Annotated in this window: 12 protein-coding genes and 3 CRISPR repeat arrays (1 of these 15 running past the window's edge); of the genes, 3 read left to right on the top strand and 9 right to left on the bottom strand. The window is 56.8% G+C overall.

Annotated features, from left to right (window positions below; genetic code table 11):
* Positions 1-1696: a CRISPR direct-repeat array (repeat unit 32 nt; unit sequence GTTTCAATCCACGCATCCCAGCGGGATGCGAC) (it extends 841 nt beyond the left edge of the window).
* Positions 1697-1946: 250 nt separating this feature from the next.
* The 6 genes from IDH44_RS23375 to IDH44_RS23350 all read right to left on the bottom strand — a co-directional run bounded on the left by IDH44_RS23375 (position 1947) and on the right by IDH44_RS23350 (position 13940).
* Positions 1947-5336: a DEAD/DEAH box helicase gene (locus IDH44_RS23375; RefSeq protein WP_190921250.1), complete on the bottom strand. Its 3390-nt coding sequence runs from the start codon at positions 5334-5336 to the stop codon at positions 1947-1949.
* Positions 5337-5546: 210 nt separating this feature from the next.
* A CRISPR array of direct repeats spans positions 5547-7163; the repeat unit is 32 nt; unit sequence GTTTCAATCCACGCATCCCAGCGGGATGCGAC.
* 444 nt (positions 7164-7607) lie between these two features.
* The gene (locus IDH44_RS23370; RefSeq protein WP_190921249.1) at positions 7608-9083 is read right to left on the bottom strand and encodes a sulfatase-like hydrolase/transferase; all 1476 of its coding nucleotides are present in this window, start codon (positions 9081-9083) and stop codon (positions 7608-7610) included.
* 23 nt (positions 9084-9106) lie between these two features.
* A complete protein-coding gene (locus IDH44_RS23365) occupies positions 9107-9943 on the bottom strand; it encodes a carbohydrate ABC transporter permease (RefSeq protein WP_190921248.1) in 837 nt (278 codons plus the stop codon).
* A 2-nt stretch (positions 9944-9945) separates the two neighbouring features.
* On the bottom strand, positions 9946-10935 hold the full coding sequence (locus IDH44_RS23360; protein WP_190921247.1) for a carbohydrate ABC transporter permease: 990 nt from the start codon (positions 10933-10935) through the stop codon (positions 9946-9948).
* Between the two features lie 14 nt (positions 10936-10949).
* Positions 10950-12452, bottom strand: coding sequence for an ABC transporter substrate-binding protein (locus IDH44_RS23355; RefSeq protein ID WP_190921246.1), 1503 nt, complete (start codon positions 12450-12452; stop codon positions 10950-10952).
* Positions 12453-12557: 105 nt separating this feature from the next.
* Complete coding sequence (locus IDH44_RS23350; protein ID WP_190921245.1) at positions 12558-13940, bottom strand: response regulator transcription factor; 1383 nt, start codon at positions 13938-13940, stop codon at positions 12558-12560.
* Between the two features lie 238 nt (positions 13941-14178).
* Between IDH44_RS23350 and IDH44_RS23345 the strand changes: the two genes are divergently transcribed.
* On the top strand, positions 14179-15990 hold the full coding sequence (locus tag IDH44_RS23345) for a cache domain-containing sensor histidine kinase (protein ID WP_190921244.1): 1812 nt from the start codon (positions 14179-14181) through the stop codon (positions 15988-15990).
* Between the two features lie 82 nt (positions 15991-16072).
* On the opposite strand, the gene IDH44_RS23340 is transcribed toward IDH44_RS23345, so the two are convergent.
* A complete protein-coding gene (locus IDH44_RS23340; RefSeq protein ID WP_190921243.1) occupies positions 16073-19882 on the bottom strand; it encodes an Ig-like domain-containing protein in 3810 nt (1269 codons plus the stop codon).
* A 132-nt stretch (positions 19883-20014) separates the two neighbouring features.
* A CRISPR array of direct repeats spans positions 20015-21827; the repeat unit is 32 nt; unit sequence GTTTCAATCCACGCATCCGCGAGGGATGCGAC.
* A 346-nt stretch (positions 21828-22173) separates the two neighbouring features.
* Here IDH44_RS23340 and IDH44_RS23335 point away from each other — a divergent pair.
* Both IDH44_RS23335 and IDH44_RS27475 read left to right on the top strand, forming a co-directional pair.
* The gene (locus IDH44_RS23335; RefSeq protein WP_223869974.1) at positions 22174-23439 is read left to right on the top strand and encodes an IS4 family transposase; all 1266 of its coding nucleotides are present in this window, start codon (positions 22174-22176) and stop codon (positions 23437-23439) included.
* Complete coding sequence (locus tag IDH44_RS27475) at positions 23355-23555, top strand: IS4 family transposase (RefSeq protein WP_397326833.1); 201 nt, start codon at positions 23355-23357, stop codon at positions 23553-23555. The genes IDH44_RS23335 and IDH44_RS27475 overlap by 85 nt, the downstream gene beginning before the upstream one ends.
* 332 nt (positions 23556-23887) lie before the next feature.
* Here IDH44_RS27475 and IDH44_RS23330 read toward each other — a convergent pair whose 3' ends face one another.
* Entirely contained in the window at positions 23888-24328 is a 441-nt protein-coding gene (locus IDH44_RS23330; protein ID WP_190921242.1) for a carbohydrate-binding protein, read from the bottom strand.
* Between the two features lie 60 nt (positions 24329-24388).
* Positions 24389-25457, bottom strand: a 1069-nt coding sequence (locus tag IDH44_RS23325) for a carbohydrate-binding protein (RefSeq protein ID WP_190921241.1), incomplete at its 5' end; no start/stop codon positions are given.

Raw genomic sequence — 25457 nt, 5'->3', positions numbered from 1 at the left:
ATAGCAGCAGAAGAAGTTTCAATCCACGCATCCCAGCGGGATGCGACGGGCCTGTCAGGTCGTTCTCCGACAGCGCAGCAAGTTTCAATCCACGCATCCCAGCGGGATGCGACGATCGTCCATGGCATCTTTAAGCTCGGCTTCTCTGTTTCAATCCACGCATCCCAGCGGGATGCGACACGGTAACTGTCGAAGAAACGGAGGATGTTGCGGTTTCAATCCACGCATCCCAGCGGGATGCGACGAGGCTTGAAGCGAATAAAAATTAACCGCCGCGAAGTTTCAATCCACGCATCCCAGCGGGATGCGACTTGGCCCGCCGCCCTAGACCGGTATTCTGCGAGGTTTCAATCCACGCATCCCAGCGGGATGCGACGGAACTTTGCGACTTATTTCCTGTGCCGAGGTCCGTTTCAATCCACGCATCCCAGCGGGATGCGACGACCTGCGCCCACCTCGCCCCCCTCCTCCTCGAAGTTTCAATCCACGCATCCCAGCGGGATGCGACTCATTACGGACTACGCTGGCCGGCCCGGAATCCGGTTTCAATCCACGCATCCCAGCGGGATGCGACCTGTTTGCGGGCGAGAAATTCACCGGCGAGGGATGTTTCAATCCACGCATCCCAGCGGGATGCGACTCGGGCTGCTCCTTTCTTATACCAAAGGAGGAACGTTTCAATCCACGCATCCCAGCGGGATGCGACTATCGATTCGTTTGCGGTCGATTACGAAATTACGTTTCAATCCACGCATCCCAGCGGGATGCGACAGGCTGCGAAGCAGCTGGACCGTAGCCGCGAAGGTTTCAATCCACGCATCCCAGCGGGATGCGACTTATTCACGTTCTTTCTATCTACATTTACAAAATGGTTTCAATCCACGCATCCCAGCGGGATGCGACTGGAGATTGCGGACATGTTCGGCCCAGTGATCGAAGTTTCAATCCACGCATCCCAGCGGGATGCGACGTGCGACTACGGTACGCTTGTGCCCATCAACGACGTTTCAATCCACGCATCCCAGCGGGATGCGACACCACTCGCTACGAGATCGCGCAAGCCCTTGCTGTTTCAATCCACGCATCCCAGCGGGATGCGACGCTTGATGTCCGCCTGCTGCCGGGAGATTAAGCGGTTTCAATCCACGCATCCCAGCGGGATGCGACAGCCTGTGTACGTGGAAATGACTCCCGCGCAGAAGTTTCAATCCACGCATCCCAGCGGGATGCGACAAAAGGTTATATCCGGTCGTATTCGGACGGTTGGTTTCAATCCACGCATCCCAGCGGGATGCGACCAACAAACCTTGTCATGATGATTGATTTATCAATGTTTCAATCCACGCATCCCAGCGGGATGCGACGCTTGCATACAACGTGATCGCCCCGATGTCGACAGTTTCAATCCACGCATCCCAGCGGGATGCGACGACCATTTCGACAAGCACTTTTCAATCCATGAAAGTTTCAATCCACGCATCCCAGCGGGATGCGACTGAGGGAGTGTTGGAAAATGCACTGGACTGTTGTAGTTTCAATCCACGCATCCCAGCGGGATGCGACCCGGGCGCTGCAAATGATCCCGGCTGCCCGGAGGTTTCAATCCACGCATCCCAGCGGGATGCGACCATCTTGAAGGTGACGGAGAGCAAAAAGGAGATCAAGTTTCAATCCACGCATCCCAGCGGGATGCGACAGCGGCGCCCGGGAGCCCTTGCCCCGTAAGGGCTCCCGGGCCCGAAAGTGCGAACCTGATTTCAGTATACATTTTTTAGGATAAAAAAACGACCCCTTCCCCAAAAAATCCAGTGCTGGCGCGGGGTGCGAACCTCCCGGGGATTTCATGTGCACCTGGGGTTCGCACCACACCGACCACCAGCCCCGGGCGGCTCGCTGCCGCAGCACAACACCTGCAACGCTCGACGCAGGTGCCCGCAATCGTCAGCTTACAGACTCAACAGCTCACGAATATCTGCTTCCGACAAGCTCGACGTGCCCTGCTCCCCGGCCGTGACGACCGTGTCGACCAGATCCTTCTTGCGCTGCTGCAGCTCGTACATCTTCTCCTCGATCGTGCCCTCTGTCACGAAGCGGAACACCTGCACCACCTGCTGCTGCCCGATCCGATGGGCACGGTCGGCCGCCTGCTGCTCGACAGCCGGGTTCCACCACAGATCGTAGAGGATGACCGTATCCGCCCCGGTCAGATTCAGCCCCGTGCCGCCCGCCTTGAGCGAGATAAGGAACAGGTCGCCCTCGCCGCCCGCATTGAAACGCTCGCACAGCTCCACCCGCTCCGCCGGCTTGGTGCTGCCGTCCAGGTACAGGCACGGCCACCCCCGCTGAGCGAAGGTCTCCCGGATCAGCGCCAGCATGGAGGTGAACTGTGAGAAGATCAGCACGCGCCGGCCACTGGCCAAGCACTCCTCCAGCACCTCGAGCAACTGCTCCAGCTTGGCCGAACCGCCGGCATAATCCTCCAGGAACAAGGACGGGTGGCAGCAGATCTGGCGCAAGCGCGTCAGTCCCGCGAGAATCTTCATCCGGCTCTTCTGAAAGCCTTCGGCCGCTAACTGATCAGCCGTCTCCGACTTGAGCTGCATGAGGTAGGCCATGTACAGCTTCTTCTGCTCTTCGTGTAGCTCCGATACTTGCAACGCTTCGATCTTGTCCGGCAGCTCCGTCAGCACATCCCGCTTGAGCCGGCGCAGCAGGAACGGACGGATCTTGCGCGCCACCTGCTCCGGCTTCAATTGGCCGAAGGCAGTCCGACTGGGGAACAGACCCGGAAATACCGCGTCATAGATCGACCACAGCTCTTCCAACCGATTCTCGATTGGGGTGCCGGTCAGCGCGAAGCGATGCACCGCATCGATGGACTTGACCGCCTGTGCCGTCTGGGTCGCGTCGTTCTTGATCGCCTGGGCCTCGTCCAGGATGAGCGCATGGAACGTCCGTGCCGCGTACCACTCCTGATCGCGCCTTGCCAGCGGGTATGATGTGATGATCACGTCGCGGTCCATCGCCTGCTCTAGCACCGCGTCGCGCTCCGCCTTGCCGCCCGCCGCCACAGCAACGGCAAGCTCCGGCGCGAAGCGCTGCAATTCATTGCGCCAATTGTAGACAAGCGAGGCCGGGCATACGATCAGCATCGGCGTGCCGCTCCAGTCAGAGCGTTCCCGTTCGGAGAGCAGATAGGCGATCGATTGTAGTGTCTTGCCCAGCCCCATATCGTCCGCGAGGATACCGCCAAGGCCATAATGACTGAGCATCTTGAACCATTGGAAGCCCTGCGTCTGGTAATCCCGAAGCACCGGCGTCAGCGTCGACGGCAGCTCGAAGTCCAGATTGTCGGGATGCCGCAGATCATCCAGCAGACGACGCAGCGTCTTGCCGACCCGCACCGCCCCCTTGCTCTGCTCGTCCTGCGCCTGGAGCGAGAGCCCGCGCACAGCCGGGAGCTTGACCCCGCCGCCCTTGACTTCCTTGCGTTCCAAGCCCAATTCCTCGAACAACCGTCCCACTTCGTCGAAGTCCTCGCCCTCGAGCGAGATCAATGCGCCGCTGGAGAGCCGATAGTACTTCTTCTTCTCCATCAGCGAGCGCAACAACCGCGTCAGCTCCCGCGTATCGATGCCATCCATCTGGAAGCTGACATCCAGCCAATTGCGCTTGTTGTCCAGTTCCAGCTTCACACGCGGCGCCGGTGTACGCTGCACGCGCGTCGCCTCTACGCTGGAGGTCGCATAGACCTCCGCTACCTGCTCCAGATGCGCCAGACAGTTGTAGAGGAAGTGATACTCCGCCTCATCCCCCTCGAGCATGTAGCGCTCGCCGTTCTCCTGGAAGCCGGATTGCAGCAGCAGCGTCTTGACCTGCTCCTCCCTGACGGGGTCGCGTATGACCGTGTGTCCGGCATCTGCAGCCGGCGCAGTCTCACTCCCCGATCCTCGGGAAGCCTCCGCCGACGTCCCTTCGACCAGCCGCCCCTGCGGCGTGTAGGCGATCGCGCCATAATGAAATTGAACACGCGCCTCCAGCCGCTGACCTGTACGGTCAAGGTGAACACGAGCACGCAGCGGTTCATCAATCACCTGTACGGTCAACTGGCGATCCAGCTTTAGCTGACCCAGATGCCGGAGCGAAGGCGCGACCTTGTGCATGAAGGCCTCCGTCTTCGTGGAAGGGACGATCAGCACGCCCCGCTCGCCTTGGAGGGCGAGCGTTTTGAGCTCTGCCAGCTTGCGCACGGACGCCTTGTCCATCGCGTGAAGCGGCTCATCCAGCCCGGTTGCGAGGCCGTAGGAAGGCAGCAATTCATACGTCAGCAGCTCTTTCAGATGCACGTTATAGGCGGTCTTGTCCTTCCCCCGCTTCAGCTCGAAGGAGAGCGCCGGAGGCTGCTCTGTGACCGGGACAGCGCCTTGATCGACGCCGCGCACGACGATTTTATAGGTGATCGAGTGGTTACGCAGCAGCGGCAGCAGCGCATCCCAGCTCCGGCTCGGGAGCAGCATCGTCTTGCCGTCCTTGGGCTTGCCCGAGCCGCTATGACTGCCCCAATACCCGGCCGATTGCTGCAGCTGAGCGTAGTAATACTTTTCATCCCTCATGGCAGCGACCAGCGCATTCAGCGCATTCGTATCCGCTTCGCTGAACGTCTGATGCCGTGGATCGTATGTGTAATTCTTGGTAAAAACAATCGGTTGCCCATGATCCATTTGCTCCAGAAATTCGCGAATCTTGTGCACCACATAGAGACGGCCAGCGCCGATCTTCAATTCCACCTGAAGCAAATCCGGAACCGCTCCAATGTGTATCGTGAATTCGGCGCGCGCCACCTCCTTCTCAAGCGAAATGGCCCTGTCCGTACCCGGAGAGTAACTGTCCTCGAACAAGTCGAGCATGCGCTGCGCCAGCTGCTCCTCGAATCGTGCGGCAAGCGAAGCTGCATCCGGCAGAATTGTCCGATTACTTACTCTGGACTCCCAATCACTCAGTGCCTGCCCGAAGGTGCGCCCCGACGGAGAATTCACGACGTTAGCAGGCCCTTGCCGAGTCGCTTGTCGCATCTCCAGCAGAACAGCCGCCACATGCTTGCAGCAATAATAGTGGTTGCTGAATGCTGGACAATTACACTCCACCTCGCGCACTTCGTTATCCTCTACCCAGACCGCGACGGTATAGGTCCGACTGCCTCTTACCGCCGCTTTGAAGGCCTGCTCTCTCGCATTAAACGGCAGAAGCTTGACCCGCCCGGCCTGCTGGTACTGCCTGCCGCGCGAATAAGAGGTTGAGCCGCACATCTCTTTGATGTCTTCAATTGTAATGTTCATTAAGCCTTCACTTTCCTTGTCGTGTGAAGATGTAGTAGAGGTTAATCCGCACATTTGCGGGAACCCGACAGCCCTGCTTTTAAAATATAGCCGTATTATAACACGTTTTTTTCATTTCCGTATGGATTGAGAGAGAGAGACGCCCCAACCGGCATTCCGGCCAGTGGGATGCGACGGAGAGATCCGCGGCGACCGCTCACATGATGTCGAGTTTCAATCCACGCATCCCAGCGGGATGCGACCACGGACGGCGATCGGCGCCGGAACCAGCAGCCAGTTTCAATCCACGCATCCCAGCGGGATGCGACTCTGAAACGTGTCCTCTGTCTTTTCAGCCTCGATGTTTCAATCCACGCATCCCAGCGGGATGCGACCGCTGCCCGGCCGATCAGTCTTCGCGATGATATCGTTTCAATCCACGCATCCCAGCGGGATGCGACTTTCGAGCGTCCAGATTAAGACGGTAGCGCCCTGGTTTCAATCCACGCATCCCAGCGGGATGCGACTTGCCGGACGTGAGCGCGACTTTGTGGGCGGCCGGTTTCAATCCACGCATCCCAGCGGGATGCGACTATTCATGGAGATGCGATTGATTTTGGTAAATCAGTTTCAATCCACGCATCCCAGCGGGATGCGACGCAGATGACGTAAGGGGGAGACATACATGCAAACTGTTTCAATCCACGCATCCCAGCGGGATGCGACCCGATCGGTTCGGATTGCCCGCAAGTGCTGCTTGTTTCAATCCACGCATCCCAGCGGGATGCGACTTATTGCACGACTATGGCAGACTGCCGCAGGCAGTTTCAATCCACGCATCCCAGCGGGATGCGACAGGACCGCAAATACTACAGCAGATGCAATTATCGTTTCAATCCACGCATCCCAGCGGGATGCGACATACAAGCATTCATCGATTCGGCCCAATCAATTAGTTTCAATCCACGCATCCCAGCGGGATGCGACGCGAACGATTGCGCGGGATAGTCCGCCGATAGCCGGTTTCAATCCACGCATCCCAGCGGGATGCGACCTACGGCGTGCTACAGCACACCGAGACTATCAGCGTTTCAATCCACGCATCCCAGCGGGATGCGACGGCCGGAAACGTCGTTTCGGTGAGCAGATCGCAGTTTCAATCCACGCATCCCAGCGGGATGCGACGCCTCGGGCTGAATTCAGCTTTGGGACCGGCTCAGTTTCAATCCACGCATCCCAGCGGGATGCGACGTACACGTTTTAATCTTCCCTTTTGTTGGACGATGTTTCAATCCACGCATCCCAGCGGGATGCGACATGATACGCAATGTATATGGTAGGGAGTGGGAGTGTTTCAATCCACGCATCCCAGCGGGATGCGACGGGATACGGCTCCGCAAGGGCGTTAGAGCGATTGGTTTCAATCCACGCATCCCAGCGGGATGCGACTGTTCGACGTCAAGCCTGACTACCGTGGACACAAGTTTCAATCCACGCATCCCAGCGGGATGCGACTGAAGCTGCTGAAACTACTAAGATCATAAGAAAAGTTTCAATCCACGCATCCCAGCGGGATGCGACTCGTCCAGCAGCAACACACACCCGAAGTATGTTTGTTTCAATCCACGCATCCCAGCGGGATGCGACGAGAGTTGGGAGCGACAACCGCTTTTTCTCCTCTTGTTTCAATCCACGCATCCCAGCGGGATGCGACCCGCGCACCCGTCAATCACAATGCGCAAAAATAAAAGTTTCAATCCACGCATCCCAGCGGGATGCGACTGCGCCCGGCTTGCGTGGCCCACATCGGGCCGGGGTTTCAATCCACGCATCCCAGCGGGATGCGACAGCGGCGCCCGGGAGCCCTTACAGGGCAAGGGCTCCCGGGCTCAAAAGTGCGAACCTATTTTTAGTATACATTTTTCAGGATAAAAAAACGAGTCTGTTTTCAAAAAAGCCAGTGTTGACGCGGGGTGCGAACCTCCCAGGGATTTCATGTGCACCTGGGGTTCGCACCGGTCGTCCTTCCTGTCGTCATGATGAGCATCCCTCACCGCAGCCATGCATGAGTAACAAACATTATTGTCCGTTCGAGCAGACTTTCGCTAGTGAGCCCCCCGACTCATACTCGAGAACACTGTAGCGAATAAACAGCGCGGCCTGCTCGATCTATCATCGGCTGGATGATCGGCCACGAACAACGGAGCTATCCGCGCCAGCTATAGCTTGCTGTCTCAGGAACTTACATGCAACTCAAATCGTCACCAATCAAGCTCAGCCGCATTCCAAACCCTACATCCGTCGATTCGCGCGGTGCGGCACCGCGTCGCACGTCTCCTGATAGAAGGTCAGCATGCGTTCCTTGAGCTCCGCCAATACCGTGGATAATGCAGGGTCTTGAATGCGGTTCACCGTCTCTCCGGGATCCGAGCCCAGCTCATACAATTCGTCCTGCTCATACAGGCGACGCACGTATTTGTGCGTGTGGGTGCGACACATCACCGCCTTGGTATGCTCCGGCCCCTCCTGTAGCTGCCACTGGATACGCGGCGAATACAAGCCCGAATTGCCCGCCGAGGCGCTCTCCCGCTCCATGCACTGCTGCTCGCCGTGGCGCCGCCCTCCCTCGCAGAATACGGCGTCGCGATGGCTGTCCGTCTCGCCCGCTATCAGCGGCAGCAGCGAGCGGCCATAGTGACTATGCGCCGGCTCAATCCCGAGCAGCGCTTCCACCGTCGCGGAGAAATCGATCAACTCCACCAGCGCGTCGGACACGCGCGGCTGCACAGGCTCCGCTTTCGGCGGCTTGACGACGAAAGGCACGCGGGAGAGGCAATCCTCGAACGTGTTTTGCGTCTTTTCCACGAGCCCGTAATCCCCTGTAAAATCGCCGTGGTCGGAAAAGAAAAAAACCGCCGTCTCGTCGTACATCCCGACCTCGCGCAGGGCGTCCATCACCATCCCGAATTGCTGATCGACACGGGCGCACATGCCGTAATAGGTCGCACGAAGCTCGTTCCAGCGCGTCTGGTCCCAGCCTTGGAGCCGCTGCTTGTCATGGATGCCTTTGAGCAGACTCGGCTTGCCGCTCCAGTCGGTCGGCGCCGGGATGCGCGGCGGCAGCTTGGCGCGATCGATCATGCTGAAGTACGGCTCCTCCACGCCATAGGGCGGATGCGGATACAAGAGCGGCAAATAAATGCAGAGCGGTTGGTCGGCCGGCGCGTTGCGAATTTGTTCAATTGCGCCGAGCACATTGGCCCAGTCTCCGTCGTAATAAGCATCCTCCGTTTCTGCCTTCTCCAATTGGCCGGCATAGAACGAATAGTAGTTATCTCCTTCCGGATCGCCGCGCCAGGCGTCGCGGGCGTGCAGATTCGTCTCCGGACGCGGCGTTCGCTCGGGCTCGTACTTGACATCGCAGTAGGCCGAGTACCCATTCTCGGCGGGCACAAGATCGTTTTTGCCGCCCCACCAGACGAAGTAACCGCGCGCCTTCAGCGTCTTGAGCAGGACCGGCTCGTCCGGCTGCATCATATGATACATCGTGCGGTGTCCCCTAACGTGCGGATACCAGCCGCTCATGAACGAACAGCGGCTCGGCGTGCATACTGTATTCTGACAAAACGCGTTGCGAAACGAAACCCCGTCGGTCGCCGCCATGCGGTCCAAATTCGGCGTGATTGCGGCCGGATTGCCCAGATGCCCCATCACATCGCTGCGCCATTGATCCGGATTGAATATGACAATATGCGGTTGCTTGACCATCCCGATTCCCTCCCCAGCTTGATTCATCCTTTAACGGAGCCTGATATGCCTTCAATGAAGAAGCGTTGAAAAACAATGAACACCACGATGACCGGCAGCAAGGAGATCGCAGCGCCTGCGGCCATGCCGGACCAATCGACCGTATGCTCGCCCACAAAAGCGTACATCCCTACCGCGAGCGTGCGGATTTCTGGCTTGTTGATACTGAAAATCAACGGCACAAAAAACGAATTCCAGGTCCAAATGAATTGCATGATGGCCGTAGTGGCTACAATTGGCTTGGCCAGCGGCAGCATGACCTGGACAAAGGTTCGAAAAAATCCGCATCCGTCGATTTCCGACGCTTCCTCCAGTTCCTTTGGCAAGTTAAAAAAATAGGTCATGAACAGCAAAATGAAAAGAACATGCGCCCCGGACGATTCGGCCAAAATAATGCCCGGCAGCGTATTTAACAGGCCGAGGCTTTTGATAATTTGATAAATCGGAATGATCGTGTAGCCCTTCGGAATAAACATCGTGGCCGTAATCGCCGCGACAAACCAATTGCGCCCCGGGAACCGCACCCTGCCGAGCGCGTAGCCGGTTAAGGCGCACATCGCGATGACGATGACGACGGTCGTGCATGTAATAATTATGGAATTGCTGAAATAGACCGAGAATTGGCCGACATTCCAAGCGCGTCCGTAATTCTCCCATCTCGGAACTTCCGGCAGCAGCTTGAAGCCTGCATTCATATATTCGGTATTGGTCTTGAGCGAGGAGAAAATCATCCACACGAACGGATAAATCCAGATGATCGCCAGTCCAATGAGCAGCGTGTGCATCGCGCCGCCGAGCCACCGCCTTCTCTTCGTCGGCATGCTTATATTCCTCCCTTGGCACTCGCGGCTTCGCGGGCGCTCTGACCGTCCCTGGACAGCTTCACCAAGCCGCCGAGCGCTGCTGTGAGCAAGAAGATCGTCAAGCCGAACACGATGCCCGCCGCCGACGCATAGCCAATCTGGGGAAACCCGCTCGCGCTGAAGGCGTAGTTGTAAATATACAAATCGACGGTCTCCGTCGCGAAGTACGGCCCTCCGTTCGTCAGCGTCTTGACGAGATCAAAAACATGCATGCTGTTGACGACCGTCAGCAGCAAAATCACGGTGCCGACAGGCAGCAGCAACGGTAGTGTAATGCTACGCAGCGTCTGCCAGTAACCCGCCCCGTCCACAGTCGCTGCCTCATATATGTCGCCGGGCAAAGACTGCAGGCCGGCCAGCCAGTAGACCATCATCATGCCGAAAAATTTCCACGAACCAACCAGGATGAGCACCAGCATCGCCGTCCCGGCCTGGCCCAGCCATGGCACCGGCTCCTTCAAGATCCCGAGCGAGAGCAACGTTTCGTTAAACAACGCGTTTTCGTTGCCGAAAATGAATTTCATAATAATGCCGACGATAGAGGTCGTTGTGACGACCGGTAAAAAATAAAGCGTGCGGTACACAACCTTGCCTCTAAAAAAGGCCTGATTTAAAATAAGCGCCATCAAGAGCGTCGTCGGCATCAAGATGACCGTCTTGGAAAAAATGAAGACAAGGCTGTTGCGAAAGGCGTTCCAAAACTGATCGTCCTGCATCAGCCGCGCCAAATTCTCCAATCCGACAAAGTTGGAAAGCGGGCCGAACCCGCTCCAATCAAAGAACGCATACACGTAGCTCATGATAATCGGGTATATGGTAAACACCAGAAAAAACAATAGCTGCGGAAAAATAAACGCATACGCCCACGCAAAACGGATCCGATTGCGACGGCCGGACAACGATTGGGCGGCGCCGTCTCGCCGCCTGGCTGCGGTTGTAGCTGCGCGCATCTTATCCAGCTCCTTTAGTCGTCGAGCTCATCGTATTGGTCTTGCGTGTACGGTTCGAACGGCACCCAGTTCGGGAACGTATAATCGTCCAGGCTGACACTTGTCCCGCCGGCCGCCACCTTGGCGATGGACGCTTCAAGCGCTGCGTTGTAGTCCGCTGCGAGCTGGCCCAGCGCAGTTTCCACATTCGGAATTTGACCGGCCAGGTAACCCTCGAGAATCTTTCCGTAATTCTCCTTCGGCTTTTTGCCGTTCAGCTCCGTGTGTACCTGAATGGTCGCCAGGTTGCGGCTATACTGATGCGGACTGAGAATGAAGGTCTCGTCTTGAATGGTCTGTGCTTGCTTGAACTGGGCATTGTCCGAAGGCAGCGCCTCGTTCTGCGCAATGATCGGCGAGCCTTCGATGCCCTCCTCCATTTGCAAGGCATAGATGCGATCCATATAGAAGGAGAGGAACAGCTTGACTTCTTCATAATGCTTTGTCTGTTTGCTGACATGCACCGCGGCCTTGGTCTCGCCTTGGAAGGCGTAGTATTGCGGCTTGCCGTCCTTCGTCGGCAAGGGCGCAACGCCAAAGCGATCGAACTGGTTGTTTTTTTGCAGCTCCGAGGTTAGGAAGGTGCCGTCGATGACAAAAGCCGCCTGGCCGCCCGCGAACAATGCGGAAGCTTCCCTGTAGTCGATGACGAGACTGTTGGGATGCAGCAGTTTTTCTTCCTGCAGTTGCTTGATGAACTCCATCGTCTGCACAATCCCTGCCGAATCCTGCTCGTAGGTGCCGGTTTGATAATTGAATCCGGAGTAAGCGGTGTCATTTGGCAATACATCGGGATTGATCGCCGAGCCCATCTGACCGATCAGACCGTTCATTAACCAGTCCGTCTTGATGCCGAGGATGAGCGGATAGACTCCCTCCGTCGCACGTCTGATCTTGCCTCCGACCTCCTCCAGCTCAGACCAGGAGGCGGGGACATCCGCTTCTGTCAAGCCAGCCTGCTCCAGCACGTCCAAATTATAAAACATGACATTCGCGAAGCGCCGTGGCGTAAAATGCGGCAAGGCGTATACGTTCCCATCCATTGTCGTAAAGCCCTCTGTCCACGTGCCTTCGTAGAAGGCCGCTTTCTTTTCCGGAGGAAAGAGATCATTCAGATCGCGAATCAAGCCAAGTTGAACGAGCTGGTCCGTCGGAATGGAGGCGTGATTGGAGAAAATGTCCGGCAGATCGTTGCTGGCTACCGCCGCCTGAAGCTGAGCCGAATATTGACTGGAGGCGATGCTTGGAAAAGAAATGTGAATATTCGGGTGCAAGTCCTCGAACTCTTGAATGGCTTGCTCGAAAACAGGCTGCGATTCGGGCCAGCGACTCCAGAACGTCAACGTGACCTCCTCTTGCCCGCTTGACGGATCTCCGACATTGTCGGCTCCGCGCTGCGGCGCTTCGTTCTCGCCACTGCAAGCGGACAAAAGCGTGCCAAACGCCACTACCATTCCCAGCCATCCTGTTTTTTTCATCCTGTTCACACTCCCCTTATCTTCGTAATCGGTCGCGACACCTCCAGTATACGCAAGGCCGATTTTTGCAAACAGGTGAATAATTTAGTGCCAGGTGCGAACTTTTTAACCTTTCTCCCGGTGCAGGTGCGTCTTGCGATACGCCGCGGGACTCGTGCCGTGCATCGTTTTGAACAACTGGCTGAAATACCGATAATCGGCATAGCCGACTTCCTCCGCAATTTGGCCGGCCTTCCTATCTCCCTCCTTCAACAAGCGCGCCGCCAGATTCATCTTGTAGCGCACGACATAACGTACGAAGTTCTCCCCGGTCTCTTGCTTGAACATTCGACTAAGCGTCACCGGATGTACGCTCAGCGAAGCCGCAACTGCTTCGAGGCTGATTTCGGAGCCCTTGGCCTGCTGCAGCGCCCGCTTCGCGCGATCGACGAGCTCATTGGGAGAAGGATTCGCGTCCAAGTCAGCCAGCGCGCTTGCGCCGCCCACAACGAATCGATCGATACTGCGGCGCAGCACTGCCCAACTGGTGTGGCCCATCGTCCAAGCCGTCCAATAGGCAAGCCGGTCTTCCTCAACAATCGTCACATCATGTCCAATCGTCAAATGCTCATCCAGCGCCGCCATCAAAAACGCACAGGCCTTGCGAAGGCGGCTCAGTTCGAATCCGCCAACCAGGTCCAGGAAAGCATGCAGCTCAAGTGTCAATCGTTCAATATTCAGCGCTTTCATCTCCAGCAAGATACGATGACGCAAAGCCGCGGCTTGACTCGGATCGTCCCCATTTTTGTGTCGACATGCGCTAGTGTCCCGAAAAAAGCTTTCGCTCTCCCAATGCGCCACTTGCTTCGCCAGGACAGCGGCGAACTGCTCGGCATGCGTATAAGATCCCGTCTCGCTCCAATTGCAGCGCTTCACCACGCCATAGAGACCGGGCTTGATTTGTAGGATGGCAACCGTATCCTCCTCGCCCCCCCTGATCGCCGCGGCATCCGCTCCTAGCCGAATGTGCTTGGGGATTCCCGCGTCGAACCATTCAGTCGGCCTGTCGATCGTCAGCGCATCCAAGTAATATTGATGCTGAAGTTCCGCATTCAATCGCCGCAGGTCGCCGGCCACTCTCTCTTGCCACTTGCGGTTGACCGTCTCCACCAGCTTGCTCAGCTCTTCTTTAGCCGCCGGCTTTAGCAAGTAGCCGTCCGCTCCGAGCTGAATGGCTTTGCGAGCATATTCGAATTCGGAATAGCCGGTCAGTAAATAAACGCTTGCGTTCGGCAACTCCGATTTGACATGGCGCAGCAATTCCAGCCCATCGAGCCCCGGCATCATAATATCGGCAATAATGAGCTCCGGACGAACGACGCGAACTTGCTCCAATGCCACCTGACCATAACCCGCATCAAACACGTCCATCGATTTCCCCAAGCTGTTCAGCTTAAAGATAACCCCCGTACGAACCGCTCGTTCGTCATCAATGACGCAGATTTTCATGGCAATCGCTCCTCGTGCTGGACTTTATAAAGGCGAAACGGCGAGGATGTCTGGTTGCGGCCGCCAATTCTTTCCGCGCGCAGCTCCCAGCCCGCGGGGACCGGCGGCATGACGGCGGCCAGACAGCTCAAATAAGAAATCGCTTTCATTTTTGCGAGATGAACGCTATCCTTAGTTAACCACATTTACAACCAAAGTAAAGGCAATTCCTTGCTACTGGAAATTTCTGTCGAGGACGGTGCTGCTGGATATGCGCTATTTTTCCCTTCGAAGCAAGCTGTTTGTGCTACTGATCGTACTTTCGCTCGTACCTGCAATCGCCGTCAGCGCGATGTCTCAATATTTATTCGTGCACTCGAGCACCCGTTACTCAGCCACGCTCTCCTCTCAACTAGTCGAGTACGTAACCGGGGAAATCGACAATTATTTAAGCGGGATCAACGAGACGCTTTTACCGGTCTATATCAATTCCGAGTTTCAGAAATTTTTATCCGTACCGGCCGACAATGTTCCGTTGATCTCAAAATACTCGCTCAGCTTCCGGCCGCTTCTTCAGTTGCTGATTCAATCGAAATCGGAGATCCTCAGCGTGCTTTACCTGGACCCCTTGGGCAAGGTTTATTCAGAATCGCAAAAGCTGCACATTCAATATGAATATCCGTTTCGAGAAGATCCGCTTTTCCAGCAAGTGTTTGCGTCAAAAAAAGAAGCCTTGCTTGGGCCGCATCCGATGCGCTACGCGCTCTACCCGGCCTCCGAGCGGCAAGTCATCACATTTGTGAAACCTGTCATCGACCTATCCAAGCAGGCCATCGGAGGATGGCTGTTGGTCGAGATTGACGCGTCATGGCTAGAACGACTGTTGCAGCACACCCAGTTGGGGGAAGGGGGGCGAATGTTCTTGATCGACCGAAGCTCGGGAGCCAGCTTCCCTTCAGGCTCGTTCGATCCGCTTAACGATCAAATCTATGCCCATTTGAACGCAAGGCCGAATTTGAATACATGGACGGTTGAGCCATTTGTCCTTCACCAGAATGGAGCACGGTATCAGGTCATGCATCATCCGATTGCCATCGGGGACTGGTCGCTCGTTGGCGTATCCAATATGAACGAAGTGAACCGAGCGATTAAGCAGACGAGGAGCTGGACCATCTTCGTGGCGGCAGTGAGCCTTCTGATCGCCATGCTGATCGCTTATCCGATCATGCGTATTGTCCTTAGCCCGCTATACCGGCTCAAGCACGGCATGCAAATGCTCGGGAAAGGCCGCTCGATCCCGATTGCGCATACGACCCGGGATGAATTCGGGTTCCTGATTCGCACCTATAATGCGATGTTGGACAATTTGGAGCAATTGAAGCAGGAGGTGCTTCAGTCCCAGCTAAGAGAAAGAGAAAAAGAGCTGCTCCAATTGCAAGCCCAAATCAATCCTCATTTTTTGTTCAACACCTTGGAAACCATCGACTCGTATTCACTTCATAATGACGGCAACGCGGTTAGCGACATGCTGCAGACCCTCTCGAGACTGATGCGATACAATGTCCGGCAAGACGACGGATATGCGCCGCTGACAGACGAGCTGGTATACATTCGCGATTTTTTACGCATTCACGATTACCGGTACGGGGAACGGGTGGAGGTGGATATCGACATTTCCGACGAGCTGCTGCGCCTCAATATGATGAAGCTTAGCCTTCAACCGTTTGTGGAGAATGCGTTAAAGCATGGCTGGAGCCCGAATGAGAGGAACAAGACGTTTCGGCTTCGCATTGCCGGGAGAATCGAGGAGCATGATGTCGTATTTGTCATTGAAGACAACGGACTCGGGATGCCCCCCGAGACTCTCAGCCGACTCAACAAAATGACAGCAGGCGAAGATGTCGCAGCCGACCCCTTTTTTCGCCGACACACGGGCATGATGAATGTCCATCGCCGATACAAGCTCACTTACGGCAGGAAGTTTACTATGAGCATTCGTAATCAATCGACCACGGGGGACGGGACCGTTGTCCTGTTGCGCTGGCCGCGCGACATAACGGGCGGGACCTAACGGTTCGCTCCGCGCGAGGCGCTTCACGTCAGGCACCCGCGCAGGTGGGGCTGGCCGCCCCACCTGCTCAAGTGGTCCATGATCAAATCAGTCTCGCTGCTTCCAGCATCCTCATGATTATCGTCGCTGCTTCTGCACGGGTCAAATTGGATTTCGCATGCAACTGGCCATGGCTGCCCACAACGACTTCGGCTTGAACACAAGCCGCTGCAGCCAGTTTCGCCCAGTTGCTAACATCCGTTCCATCCTGAAATGCCGCAAGAATCTGGTTGGCTTGACCGTCAGATACGGTCGTCTCCATGCCAGCGAGCTTCATCGCGTTGGCTATCATGACCATCGCTTCTTCACGTGGTACTGCTGCATTCGGTTTGAACGTGTGGTCCGCGAAGCCTTGGATCAGACCGTATTCCCGCCCAATCTGGACCTCATCATAATACCACGCCGTACTGTACACATCCGTAAATGCCGGAATGTCGGGATGCCCGTTCAATCCGAGCCCCCGATTCAACATAGAGACGAACTCCGCACGCGTTACGCGGCCGTCCGGATCGAACGTCGCAGCGTCTTTGCCGCTGACGATCAGACGCGATGCCATGTCATCTACAATGGACTTCGACCAATGCTGTGCCTCGTCCGCAAAGGATGCGGTATGATACACAACCGTATACGTGCTATTCGTCAGACTTTGGATCGCGGCGTAATACCGGCCATCCTTCTCCGTCACCTTCGTAGGTACATGGCGGAACGTCCCGTCCGACATCCATACGACGCCGGTCGTGATTTTACTCGCATCTATTCCCTCCGGCATGGTAAAGGTACGGGTGATGTAAGTGTCAAATCGCGAGATTTCCGCAGTATTCTTCCCGGCGTCGCTCGCCGTTATGGTGAACGTTACCGGTGGAACCAACGTGGTAAGATGCGCTTTGGCCGCCTGATCGGCTCCCTTCTGGCTTTGCTCCTCCGTCCAACTATCCACATTCACCCGCAGGTTCAAATGACTCAGATCGTCAAGACTCAGCTTGCGCATGGCCCCCTCCAAGTCTAATTGCCGAATCGGGAGCGTGTAGGTTACATTGTCGGTCTGAATATTCAATACTGCGTCAAGCGCGTTCATCTTGCTGACGACATCACCATCCACAAGCGCAATAATCTGGCCGAAAGCCTGGCTGATTGGAAGGGTAATCATCGTGTGCTCGCCTTCCTTGTCGAGCTCGGCGTTCAGCTTCTCGGCATCCAAGGAAATCGTCAACCGGCTTTGACCATTCGGCGCGAGATCTTCATTGTGCCTGCCGATGTCATCCTGCTCCACTCCGTTGACTACCACCGGGAACGAATCATTTGAAGGCACATATGAGCCGTCGAACGTGGAACCTGCTGATCTGCGCCATATATCCACATGATACGACGTCGTCGTCCCGTCTTCTGCCGTGACGACAATGTCAACCGGGTTGCTGCCGCGATGCAATGAAATCAAGGCCGACTGCGAGCCTGCGACTCCTCCTCCGCCATGAACACTTACATTCGCATTCGTATCGGCGGCTGTCGCCGTTACCGTAAGTTCGGATACCGATGAAGCCACCGTTGCATGGTAGGACGTCGTACCTGAGTCGAAGAGCGGACTCAGCGTTCCTGACGAAAGAGTCAAATGACTGAGGTCGGCATCACTGCTCAGCGGCTCTACGTTCACCTCCACTGAATGGCTCTGTCCGCCGTATATCGCCGTCAATACGGTCGATCCCGCCTGGTCGCCGTGCAGCATGCCTGTCGAAAGGACCCTGGCAATGCCGGTCGGATCAAACGTATACGCGCTCCCGCCGGTGACATCCGCCGAGCTGCCGTCCGAATACGTCAAGTTGACCGATAACGGAAGCGATTGATTCACCTTCAAGGTATACTCCGCAGCATCAAAGCTTAATCCCACCGGCTTGGCAATCACATGCACTGTTCGCATCTTCTCTACTGCTGCATTGCCCGCCCAATCCGTCGCCTGATAATACAAGGTGTAGGTGCCTGGCTTCGCAGTGTCCACAGCTCCGGTTACCGTCGCATGCAATCCCGTTGATTCATTATCCGTTACCGTCGCCCCCGGATCCGTGAATGTCTCATTCATATAAACCGACATCTCTGGACTTCCGTTCAATGCGATCACCGGCGCGGTCAGATCGATCTTGATGGTGGCTTGTGCAATGGCACTCAGATTGTGGGCTGCATCCGTCTGTCTGGCTTCAAAAAGATACTGGCCTTCGGTTACCGAGACCACAGGTGCTGTATACGCCAGCCAGCCTCCGGAAGCGCCGACACGGTACTCCATCGCGCTGCCTGCTTCGCCATATACACTGACCGTCACGGCTGTATTCGTCCAATCGCTCGGGTCCAGCTTAATGATCGGCGCATTCGGTGCGACGTTATCGAGAACATGAATAGACACTGTCGCCGTATTGGAGTCCGACTGACCGTCGCTCGCCTTGTACGTGAAGCTGTCGCTTCCATGGTAGCCCGCCTCCGGCGTATACGTGAACGAACCGTCGCTGTTCAGCGTCAACGTGCCGTGCGACGGATCGCTGACCTTCGTCGCCGTCAAGGGGTCCCCGTCCGCATCCGTGTCGTTCGCAAGCACGCCGCTGCCCGCATTCACCGTCAGCACCGTATCTTCGTTCGTGCTGTAGGGGCCGTCGTCCAGGGCAACGGGAGCCGCATGGGTCTGCACATCCAGCTTCGTTGGTGTAGATTGCAAATTAAGCGCGCCATCTTCCGCGACGACATATACATCGTAGCTTGTGTGTTCCGACAGGGCGCTAATGGGTATCGTGGTGTCGGTACCCGCACTGATAACCGACAGGCTTCCGCTACCTACCGCCGCCGCATCCGACGCATTATGTCCCGCCCTCACTTGCGCCGCGCTCGGAGCTGCTGCTCCGTCTGCCAGCAACACATAATAAACGATTCCCGGCTCGCTTAACTCTACGTGCAGCGTCAAGCTGCTGGTAGTCACATCGTCAACGCTCGGCGTACTGGTGTTGAAGACCGGCGCCACATCATCCACTACCGTGATCTCGAACGCTTTTTCATACGTATTGCCCGTGCTGTCTGTCGTACGGATTCTAACGCTGTATGTTCCTGCGCTCATCGACGACGGCGACTTGGCCTCCAACGTAGTACCCGATAACTCAAAGAGATCGTTGTCCGTATCGCCCGTCCCACTTACCAACGTATATGTAAAGGTGTCTCCTGTGTCCGCATCCGTCGTTGTCAGCGTCCCTACCGCCGCATGATCGGTTGCACTCTGATTCACGCTTGTTTGGCTCAAGACAAGGTCAGTGGGCGGGCTGGAACTGGCATTAGCCAAAGTAAAGCTATAAAACGTGACATCCCAAATGGCTTGACCAGCGACGAAGCCATTATTAGCTACTTCAATCTCAAAACCATAAATACCAGTCATCGTCGATAGCTGCGGTGCTGTGGTTGTGTTAATTTCGGCATCGGCATTGCCATCATTCAAGGTCGTATACGAAACGGATTTCCCTGGCTCTCTAGCCCCGGTTTCATCCAGTCCATATAAGGTAATATCAAAGATTTGAATCGATGTAAATGTGTTAAAGTTCAAACTCGTAAGATTAAACGTCCCTCCGACAAAATCCTCGCCCGTCATAATTTTGAAGCTCTGAGGGCCTATGCTACCGCTGTTCATATAAATGCCATTCGGGTATTGACTCATAGATCCGTGTGTAATGTCAGTTACAACAAATCCATTGGAATTGTCACTCAACCAGGAGCCGCCCAAATTTTGTGTGCCGTCAGGCACAGCGGCAGCGACGTTCATAGGCATAACCGACATCACAACGGCAACAATCAGAAATAAATTGAAAAAGAGAACAGTCTTAAATCTTCTCACCCCAAACTTCTCCCCTTTAGTCAGACATCGCTTCAGATTAACGTATGTAATAGTAAATTACTATATTAAGGAAATAATAAAATCAAGATAAAGATAAGGCTACCTAATTACTATGCGCTCAGCGCTGTTCCCGCTTCAATCCGCGCATCCGCGAGGGATGCGACGGATCGTGACGAGTGGCCGATGGCCATGTGCGCCGTTTCAATCCACGCATCCGCGAGGGATGCGACTGATCCACAAGATCCGGCGACATGAAACGAAGGTGTTTCAATCCACGCATCCGCGAGGGATGCGACCAATGCCGCCGCTGTGATTGTCTGGATCTCCAGGTTTCAATCCACGCATCCGCGAGGGATGCGACCTGGCGCTCCGGGCGGCCGAGGACGTCGCCCGGATGTTTCAATCCACGCATCCGCGAGGGATGCGACAACCTATTTCCCAACGTCGCCCACGTGAGCGACGTGTTTCAATCCACGCATCCGCGAGGGATGCGACGGCGAGCGCGTCGGCCGTCTTCGCAGACCCGTCCTGTTTCAATCCACGCATCCGCGAGGGATGCGACTAATAGTCGCGCTATTTTTGAAGAACTTTTAATGTTTCAATCCACGCATCCGCGAGGGATGCGACCAGTTTGTGGAGCATACATTAAAACTACTTCAAGTTTCAATCCACGCATCCGCGAGGGATGCGACTAGTCCGGTACGATGTCACGGATTATCACGAGTGTTTCAATCCACGCATCCGCGAGGGATGCGACTAAGTGCGGCTGCAGCTGGTCGATTCGTTTACTAGTTTCAATCCACGCATCCGCGAGGGATGCGACTTACATATTCAAAAATACTGTATATTTATTCATGTTTCAATCCACGCATCCGCGAGGGATGCGACCAAACGGAGGCAAACAAGCGATCGGTCATATCTGTTTCAATCCACGCATCCGCGAGGGATGCGACCTACGTCATCAAGTTGTCGCAGAATAAATTTGTAGTTTCAATCCACGCATCCGCGAGGGATGCGACGACTGCAGGGTGACGAATTCCGGAGCATCATGGAGTTTCAATCCACGCATCCGCGAGGGATGCGACTTGTAAAGATTTTTATTCCAGCTTACACCATTAAGTTTCAATCCACGCATCCGCGAGGGATGCGACAAGAAGATTCCAATTATACATGGGATCAATATATGTTTCAATCCACGCATCCGCGAGGGATGCGACACGGCCGGCGCGTTATACTTCGAGGTTCCGGCCAGTTTCAATCCACGCATCCGCGAGGGATGCGACACCGAGCGTCTGACGAAAACCGTGAACGAGTGGATGTTTCAATCCACGCATCCGCGAGGGATGCGACCTGCACAAGCGCGCATAACATGCGCCAAAAAATCGTTTCAATCCACGCATCCGCGAGGGATGCGACCGGCGTGTCCATTCGTCCAGACGACTTTATGCAGGTTTCAATCCACGCATCCGTGAGGGATGCGACATTTGCAGGAACGGAAGGTGCTTTGCACCAAATGGTTTTAATCCACGCATCCGCGAGGGATGCGACGAGATGGTTTCGGACGTCTCGTAATGCGCCACCAGTTTCAATCCACGCATCCGCGAGGGATGCGACTCGCAACGCTGCTTAATGCCGTCGTCGCCGCTCTGTTTCAATCCACGCATCCGCGAGGGATGCGACGCGCCATTGCGGGCGCGGCAATCGGGGGACGGAAGTTTCAATCCACGCATCCGCGAGGGATGCGACTATTCGTCGTGCCCCCAACAGGTGGAGTAGTCGCGTTTCAATCCACGCATCCGCGAGGGATGCGACCTGCCGGCGCAACGGGCTGAACATCGATCGCCAGTTTCAATCCACGCATCCGCGAGGGATGCGACATGGGATATATGGGACATGCAGGACGAGTACAACGGGTTTCAATCCACGCATCCGCGAGGGATGCGACAGCGGCGCCCGCGAGCCCATATGGGGCAAGGGATTCCGGGGTCAAAAGTGCGAACCTGTTTTTAGTATACATTTTTGGGGCTAAAAAAACGAGTCCATTCGCAAAAAAGCCAGTCCCGGCGCGGGGTGCGAACCTCCCAGGGATTTCATGTGCACCTGGGGTTCGCACCAGTCGCCCTTTCTTTCGTCACGATAAGCCTCTTTGCAGTATCCTTGTGTAATGGACATCTTTGTCTATGCTTGACCCAGAACGATTCCAGTAAATGAATGATTGAAATAGGGGTACCCAACTCCAGATGAAACCCCTATGATGGAAGGACTATGAGATAAGGCAGGGATCGGACCACATGTATACCTCACATCCTTCTATGGCAACACCAGATTATTCCTTTTTCCAACGCATCCCGCTCGCCTCGGGACATTTGGTCAAGCGGTTTATCCGAACGATGAACACCCTGGCTCGTCAACCGGGGATGCTCATTTCTGCGGCCAGTCAAGATGCGGCGGAAGCCAAAGCCATCTATCGGCTGCTTAAAAATTCCCAACTGACCGAGGAAGTCGTGCTGCAGACGTACCGGCAGGAGACGTTGCGCCAAATGAAAGCCACCGGCGAGTCTGTCTTTCTGTGTGTGCAAGACACGACCGAGATCGACTACGGCGCTCGCGCCAAGACGACGGGGCTCGGCGAGTTCCGCTCCTCCAAATCAAAGGGGCTGCTGGCGCATTCGGCCTTGGTGCTAACGCCATCGGGCCTCCCGCTAGGCGTGCTGCATCAGAAGATCTGGGCGCGCGATCCCGCCTTGAAAGGCGAGCGCCAGGTGAGCCGTCCGTATGAAGAAAAAGAGAGCTACAAATGGACGGAGTCGGCGAAAGCCAGCATGCACGATCTGCCTGCGTCGACCCGTCTGATCCAGATCGGCGACCGGGAAGCCGACTTCTTCGAATTCCTCCATACGCTGGAAGAAGACGGGCAATCCTACGTGGTGCGCAGCGTGCAAAATCGCATCACGGAAACGGACGGCGAGCGGATGTGGGATCACGTGCGTGCGCAAGAAGAATCCGCGCGCATCGTCGTCTCCCTCCCACGGGATACCCACCGCGAAAAGCCAGCCCGCGAGACGACGCTGGCCATTCGCTATGTGTCCGATACGGCCCAAGTGCCCGGTCACTTGAAACGCAAGAAGGCCGGTTACATGCCCTTAACGTGTAGCCTTATTCATGTGGTCGAGGTCACGCCGCTACCGGACCAGGAGCCGATTGAATGGTTTCTGGTGACGAATCTGCCGTTGGCGGACGGAGCAGCGGCCTGTGAGAAAGTGGGCTGGTACGTCAGACGGTGGCAGATCGAACGGTTCCATTACATCTTAAAAAGTCGGTGCGGGGTGGAGAAGCTGCAGCAGCGCGATGCGAACGCCTTGCGCAAGCTCATCCTGATGTATTCGATCATCGCCGTGGACCTGCAACGCTTGACCTACCTCGCTCGTCTAGACCCGGATGCGCCGTGCACGCAAGCGATGAGCGAAGAGGAGTGGCACGTCCTCTATCGCATCGTGCATCAAACCAAACAACTCCCGGCCCAGCCCCTACCTTGCGCGAGGTGGTCAGGGCCATAGCCAAGCTCGGCGGGTTTTTAGGTCGGAAGAGCGACGGCGAACCCGGCGTGAAAGTGATCTGGCGTGGCCTCCAAATGTATCGCAGCGTCTTTGACACGTACCAATTCCTGATGTGAAATTTTGGGAGCATAGTGGGTCAAGCATAGAACATCTTTGTCCGTTGGCCAGACTGGTGCAACGACTCGCGGTGGCACACAGTGGCAGGCGGCGATGCGCCCGGGTCGGCGATACTCAACCGGCACACAGCATTCGGTGATAGGCACGGGTGCATGATGGCTCGTGCCGATACACAACCATTTCACCGCTTTCCCGACCAAACGAGCGCACCTGCCTCGCTCATCGGCCGTGTAACCCATCGTCATGCCTGCCTCGCTCACCGTCGTGACCAGCTCCATCGCCCGCATCACTTAGCAGCCAGGCCCGCCCTTCACATCGCCCTGCCTGTCATTCACTCCCCGGCCGCAAAAATCACCCGGTCCAGGTTGCCCAGGTACATCTGGCCGGAGATGGTGGAGCCGGTGAAGACGAGGCACAGCGTCTCGGTGCCGCTGAGCGGCACATCCAGTGCCGCTCTGGCCGTGAGATATGTGCCCCAGCCAGTGCCGGTCTGCGGCAGGGCGACGCTGCCGAGCAGCTCGCCCTCCTCGTCACCGCGCCGGATCTCCAACAGGACATCGTTCGGCGCCTTCTGCGACGGTGCATCGTACTCAACCGTCACCTCGGTCAACGACTCCGGTCCCAGGTCGACGTCGTCGAAGCGCAGCCACATGCCGTCGTAGGTGTTGGCGACGACCGTGCCGCCGTGATTGCTCTCGGTCTTGAGCGGATTGCCGTTGAAGGCATTCATGCCGCCCGACCAGGCGCTGCGGTCCTCCAGCTCGATCGTCACCGCCGTCGGCTCGACAGGTGGGTCGACGGACGGATCGACAGGTGAGTCCGTCGGCCCTTCTCAGCCGCCCGTGTCGGTCAGCGCGAAGGCGGCGCGGTCGAAGTTGCCGATGTAGCGGTACGTCCCGTCCGTCGTGCCGGTCAGGAACAGGTACAGGTCCTGCGTGCCGGTCACGGTGCGCGTCAGCTCCGCCGTAGCGGTGGCATAGGTGCCCCAGCCTCCGCCCGTTGGCGGCGTCTGCACGGTGCCGACCAGTTCGCCGGTCGGCGCGCCGAGCCGAATCTGCACGGCCGCATCGGCAGCGGTGTTACCGGCATTGCCCGCGTAGAGGATCTCCACCTCATTGACGCCCGCTGCGCCGAACTGCATGCCCTTGTAAGCCAGCCAGGCGCCGTCGAACGTGTTGGCCACCTGATCGCCGCTCTGACCGCCTTCGGTCTTGAGCGGACCGTTGTTGGCCGGATTGACGTCGGTCGACCATTCGTCATAGCGCTCCAGCTCCAGCGCCGCGTAATCGCTGCGCAACGTCTGCGGCCACAGCTCCACACGGTCGAAGTTGCCCAGGTACGGATGTCCCCCGTCCGTCGTGCCGCGCAGCACGATATACAGGTCCTGCACGCCGCTCACGCTCGCATCGAGGTAGCCGCGCACCGTCTCGTACGTGCCCCAGCCGTCGCCGGTCTGCGGCAGCGCGAGCGTGCCCGCCAGCTCGCCGTCCGGCGAACCCAGCCGCAGCTCCAGCCGCACATCGGCAGGCGCGCGGGAGGTCGGGGCGTCGTAGGTGACGTCGATGCCGCTCATGCCGGCCTCGCCCAGGTCGATATCGCCGAAGTGCAGCCAGGCGCCGTCGAACGTGTTGGCGACGACCGTGCCGCCGTTGCCGCCCTCGGTCTTGAGCGGATTGCCGTTGCCGGGGTGATTGTCCTCCAGCCAGGCGTCGCGCTCCTCGAGCTGCAGCGTCAGTGCGGTCGGCTCCGGCTCCGGCGCGGGACCCGGATCCACCGGCGGGCCGACCTCCGGATTGGCCTCCGGCTCCGGCGCGGGCTCCGGCTTGGGCGCGGGCATCGGCTTGTCGCCGGGCTCCGGTGCAGGCTGCTCGCCTCCGCCCCCGTCCGGCCGCGGCGCCGGC

Source organism: Paenibacillus sabuli (assembly GCF_014705605.1).
Taxonomy (GTDB): Bacteria; Bacillota; Bacilli; order Paenibacillales; family Paenibacillaceae; genus Paenibacillus_D; species Paenibacillus_D sabuli.
The sequence above is the reverse complement of the archived record's forward strand: the minus strand, read 5'-3'. Positions and strand labels throughout refer to the sequence as shown.

Bases quoted from the DNA above. Each gene is read 5' to 3' on its own strand.
- IDH44_RS23335 (WP_223869974.1), top strand. From the start codon at position 22,174: ATGTATACCTCACATCCTTCTATGGCAACACCAGATTATTCCTTTTTC.
- IDH44_RS23370 (WP_190921249.1), bottom strand. From the start codon at position 9,083: ATGGTCAAGCAACCGCATATTGTCATATTCAATCCGGATCAATGGCGC.
- IDH44_RS23375 (WP_190921250.1), bottom strand. From the start codon at position 5,336: ATGAACATTACAATTGAAGACATCAAAGAGATGTGCGGCTCAACCTCT.
- IDH44_RS23355 (WP_190921246.1), bottom strand. From the start codon at position 12,452: ATGAAAAAAACAGGATGGCTGGGAATGGTAGTGGCGTTTGGCACGCTT.
- IDH44_RS23350 (WP_190921245.1), bottom strand. From the start codon at position 13,940: ATGAAAATCTGCGTCATTGATGACGAACGAGCGGTTCGTACGGGGGTT.
- IDH44_RS23360 (WP_190921247.1), bottom strand. From the start codon at position 10,935: ATGCGCGCAGCTACAACCGCAGCCAGGCGGCGAGACGGCGCCGCCCAA.
- IDH44_RS23365 (WP_190921248.1), bottom strand. From the start codon at position 9,943: ATGCCGACGAAGAGAAGGCGGTGGCTCGGCGGCGCGATGCACACGCTG.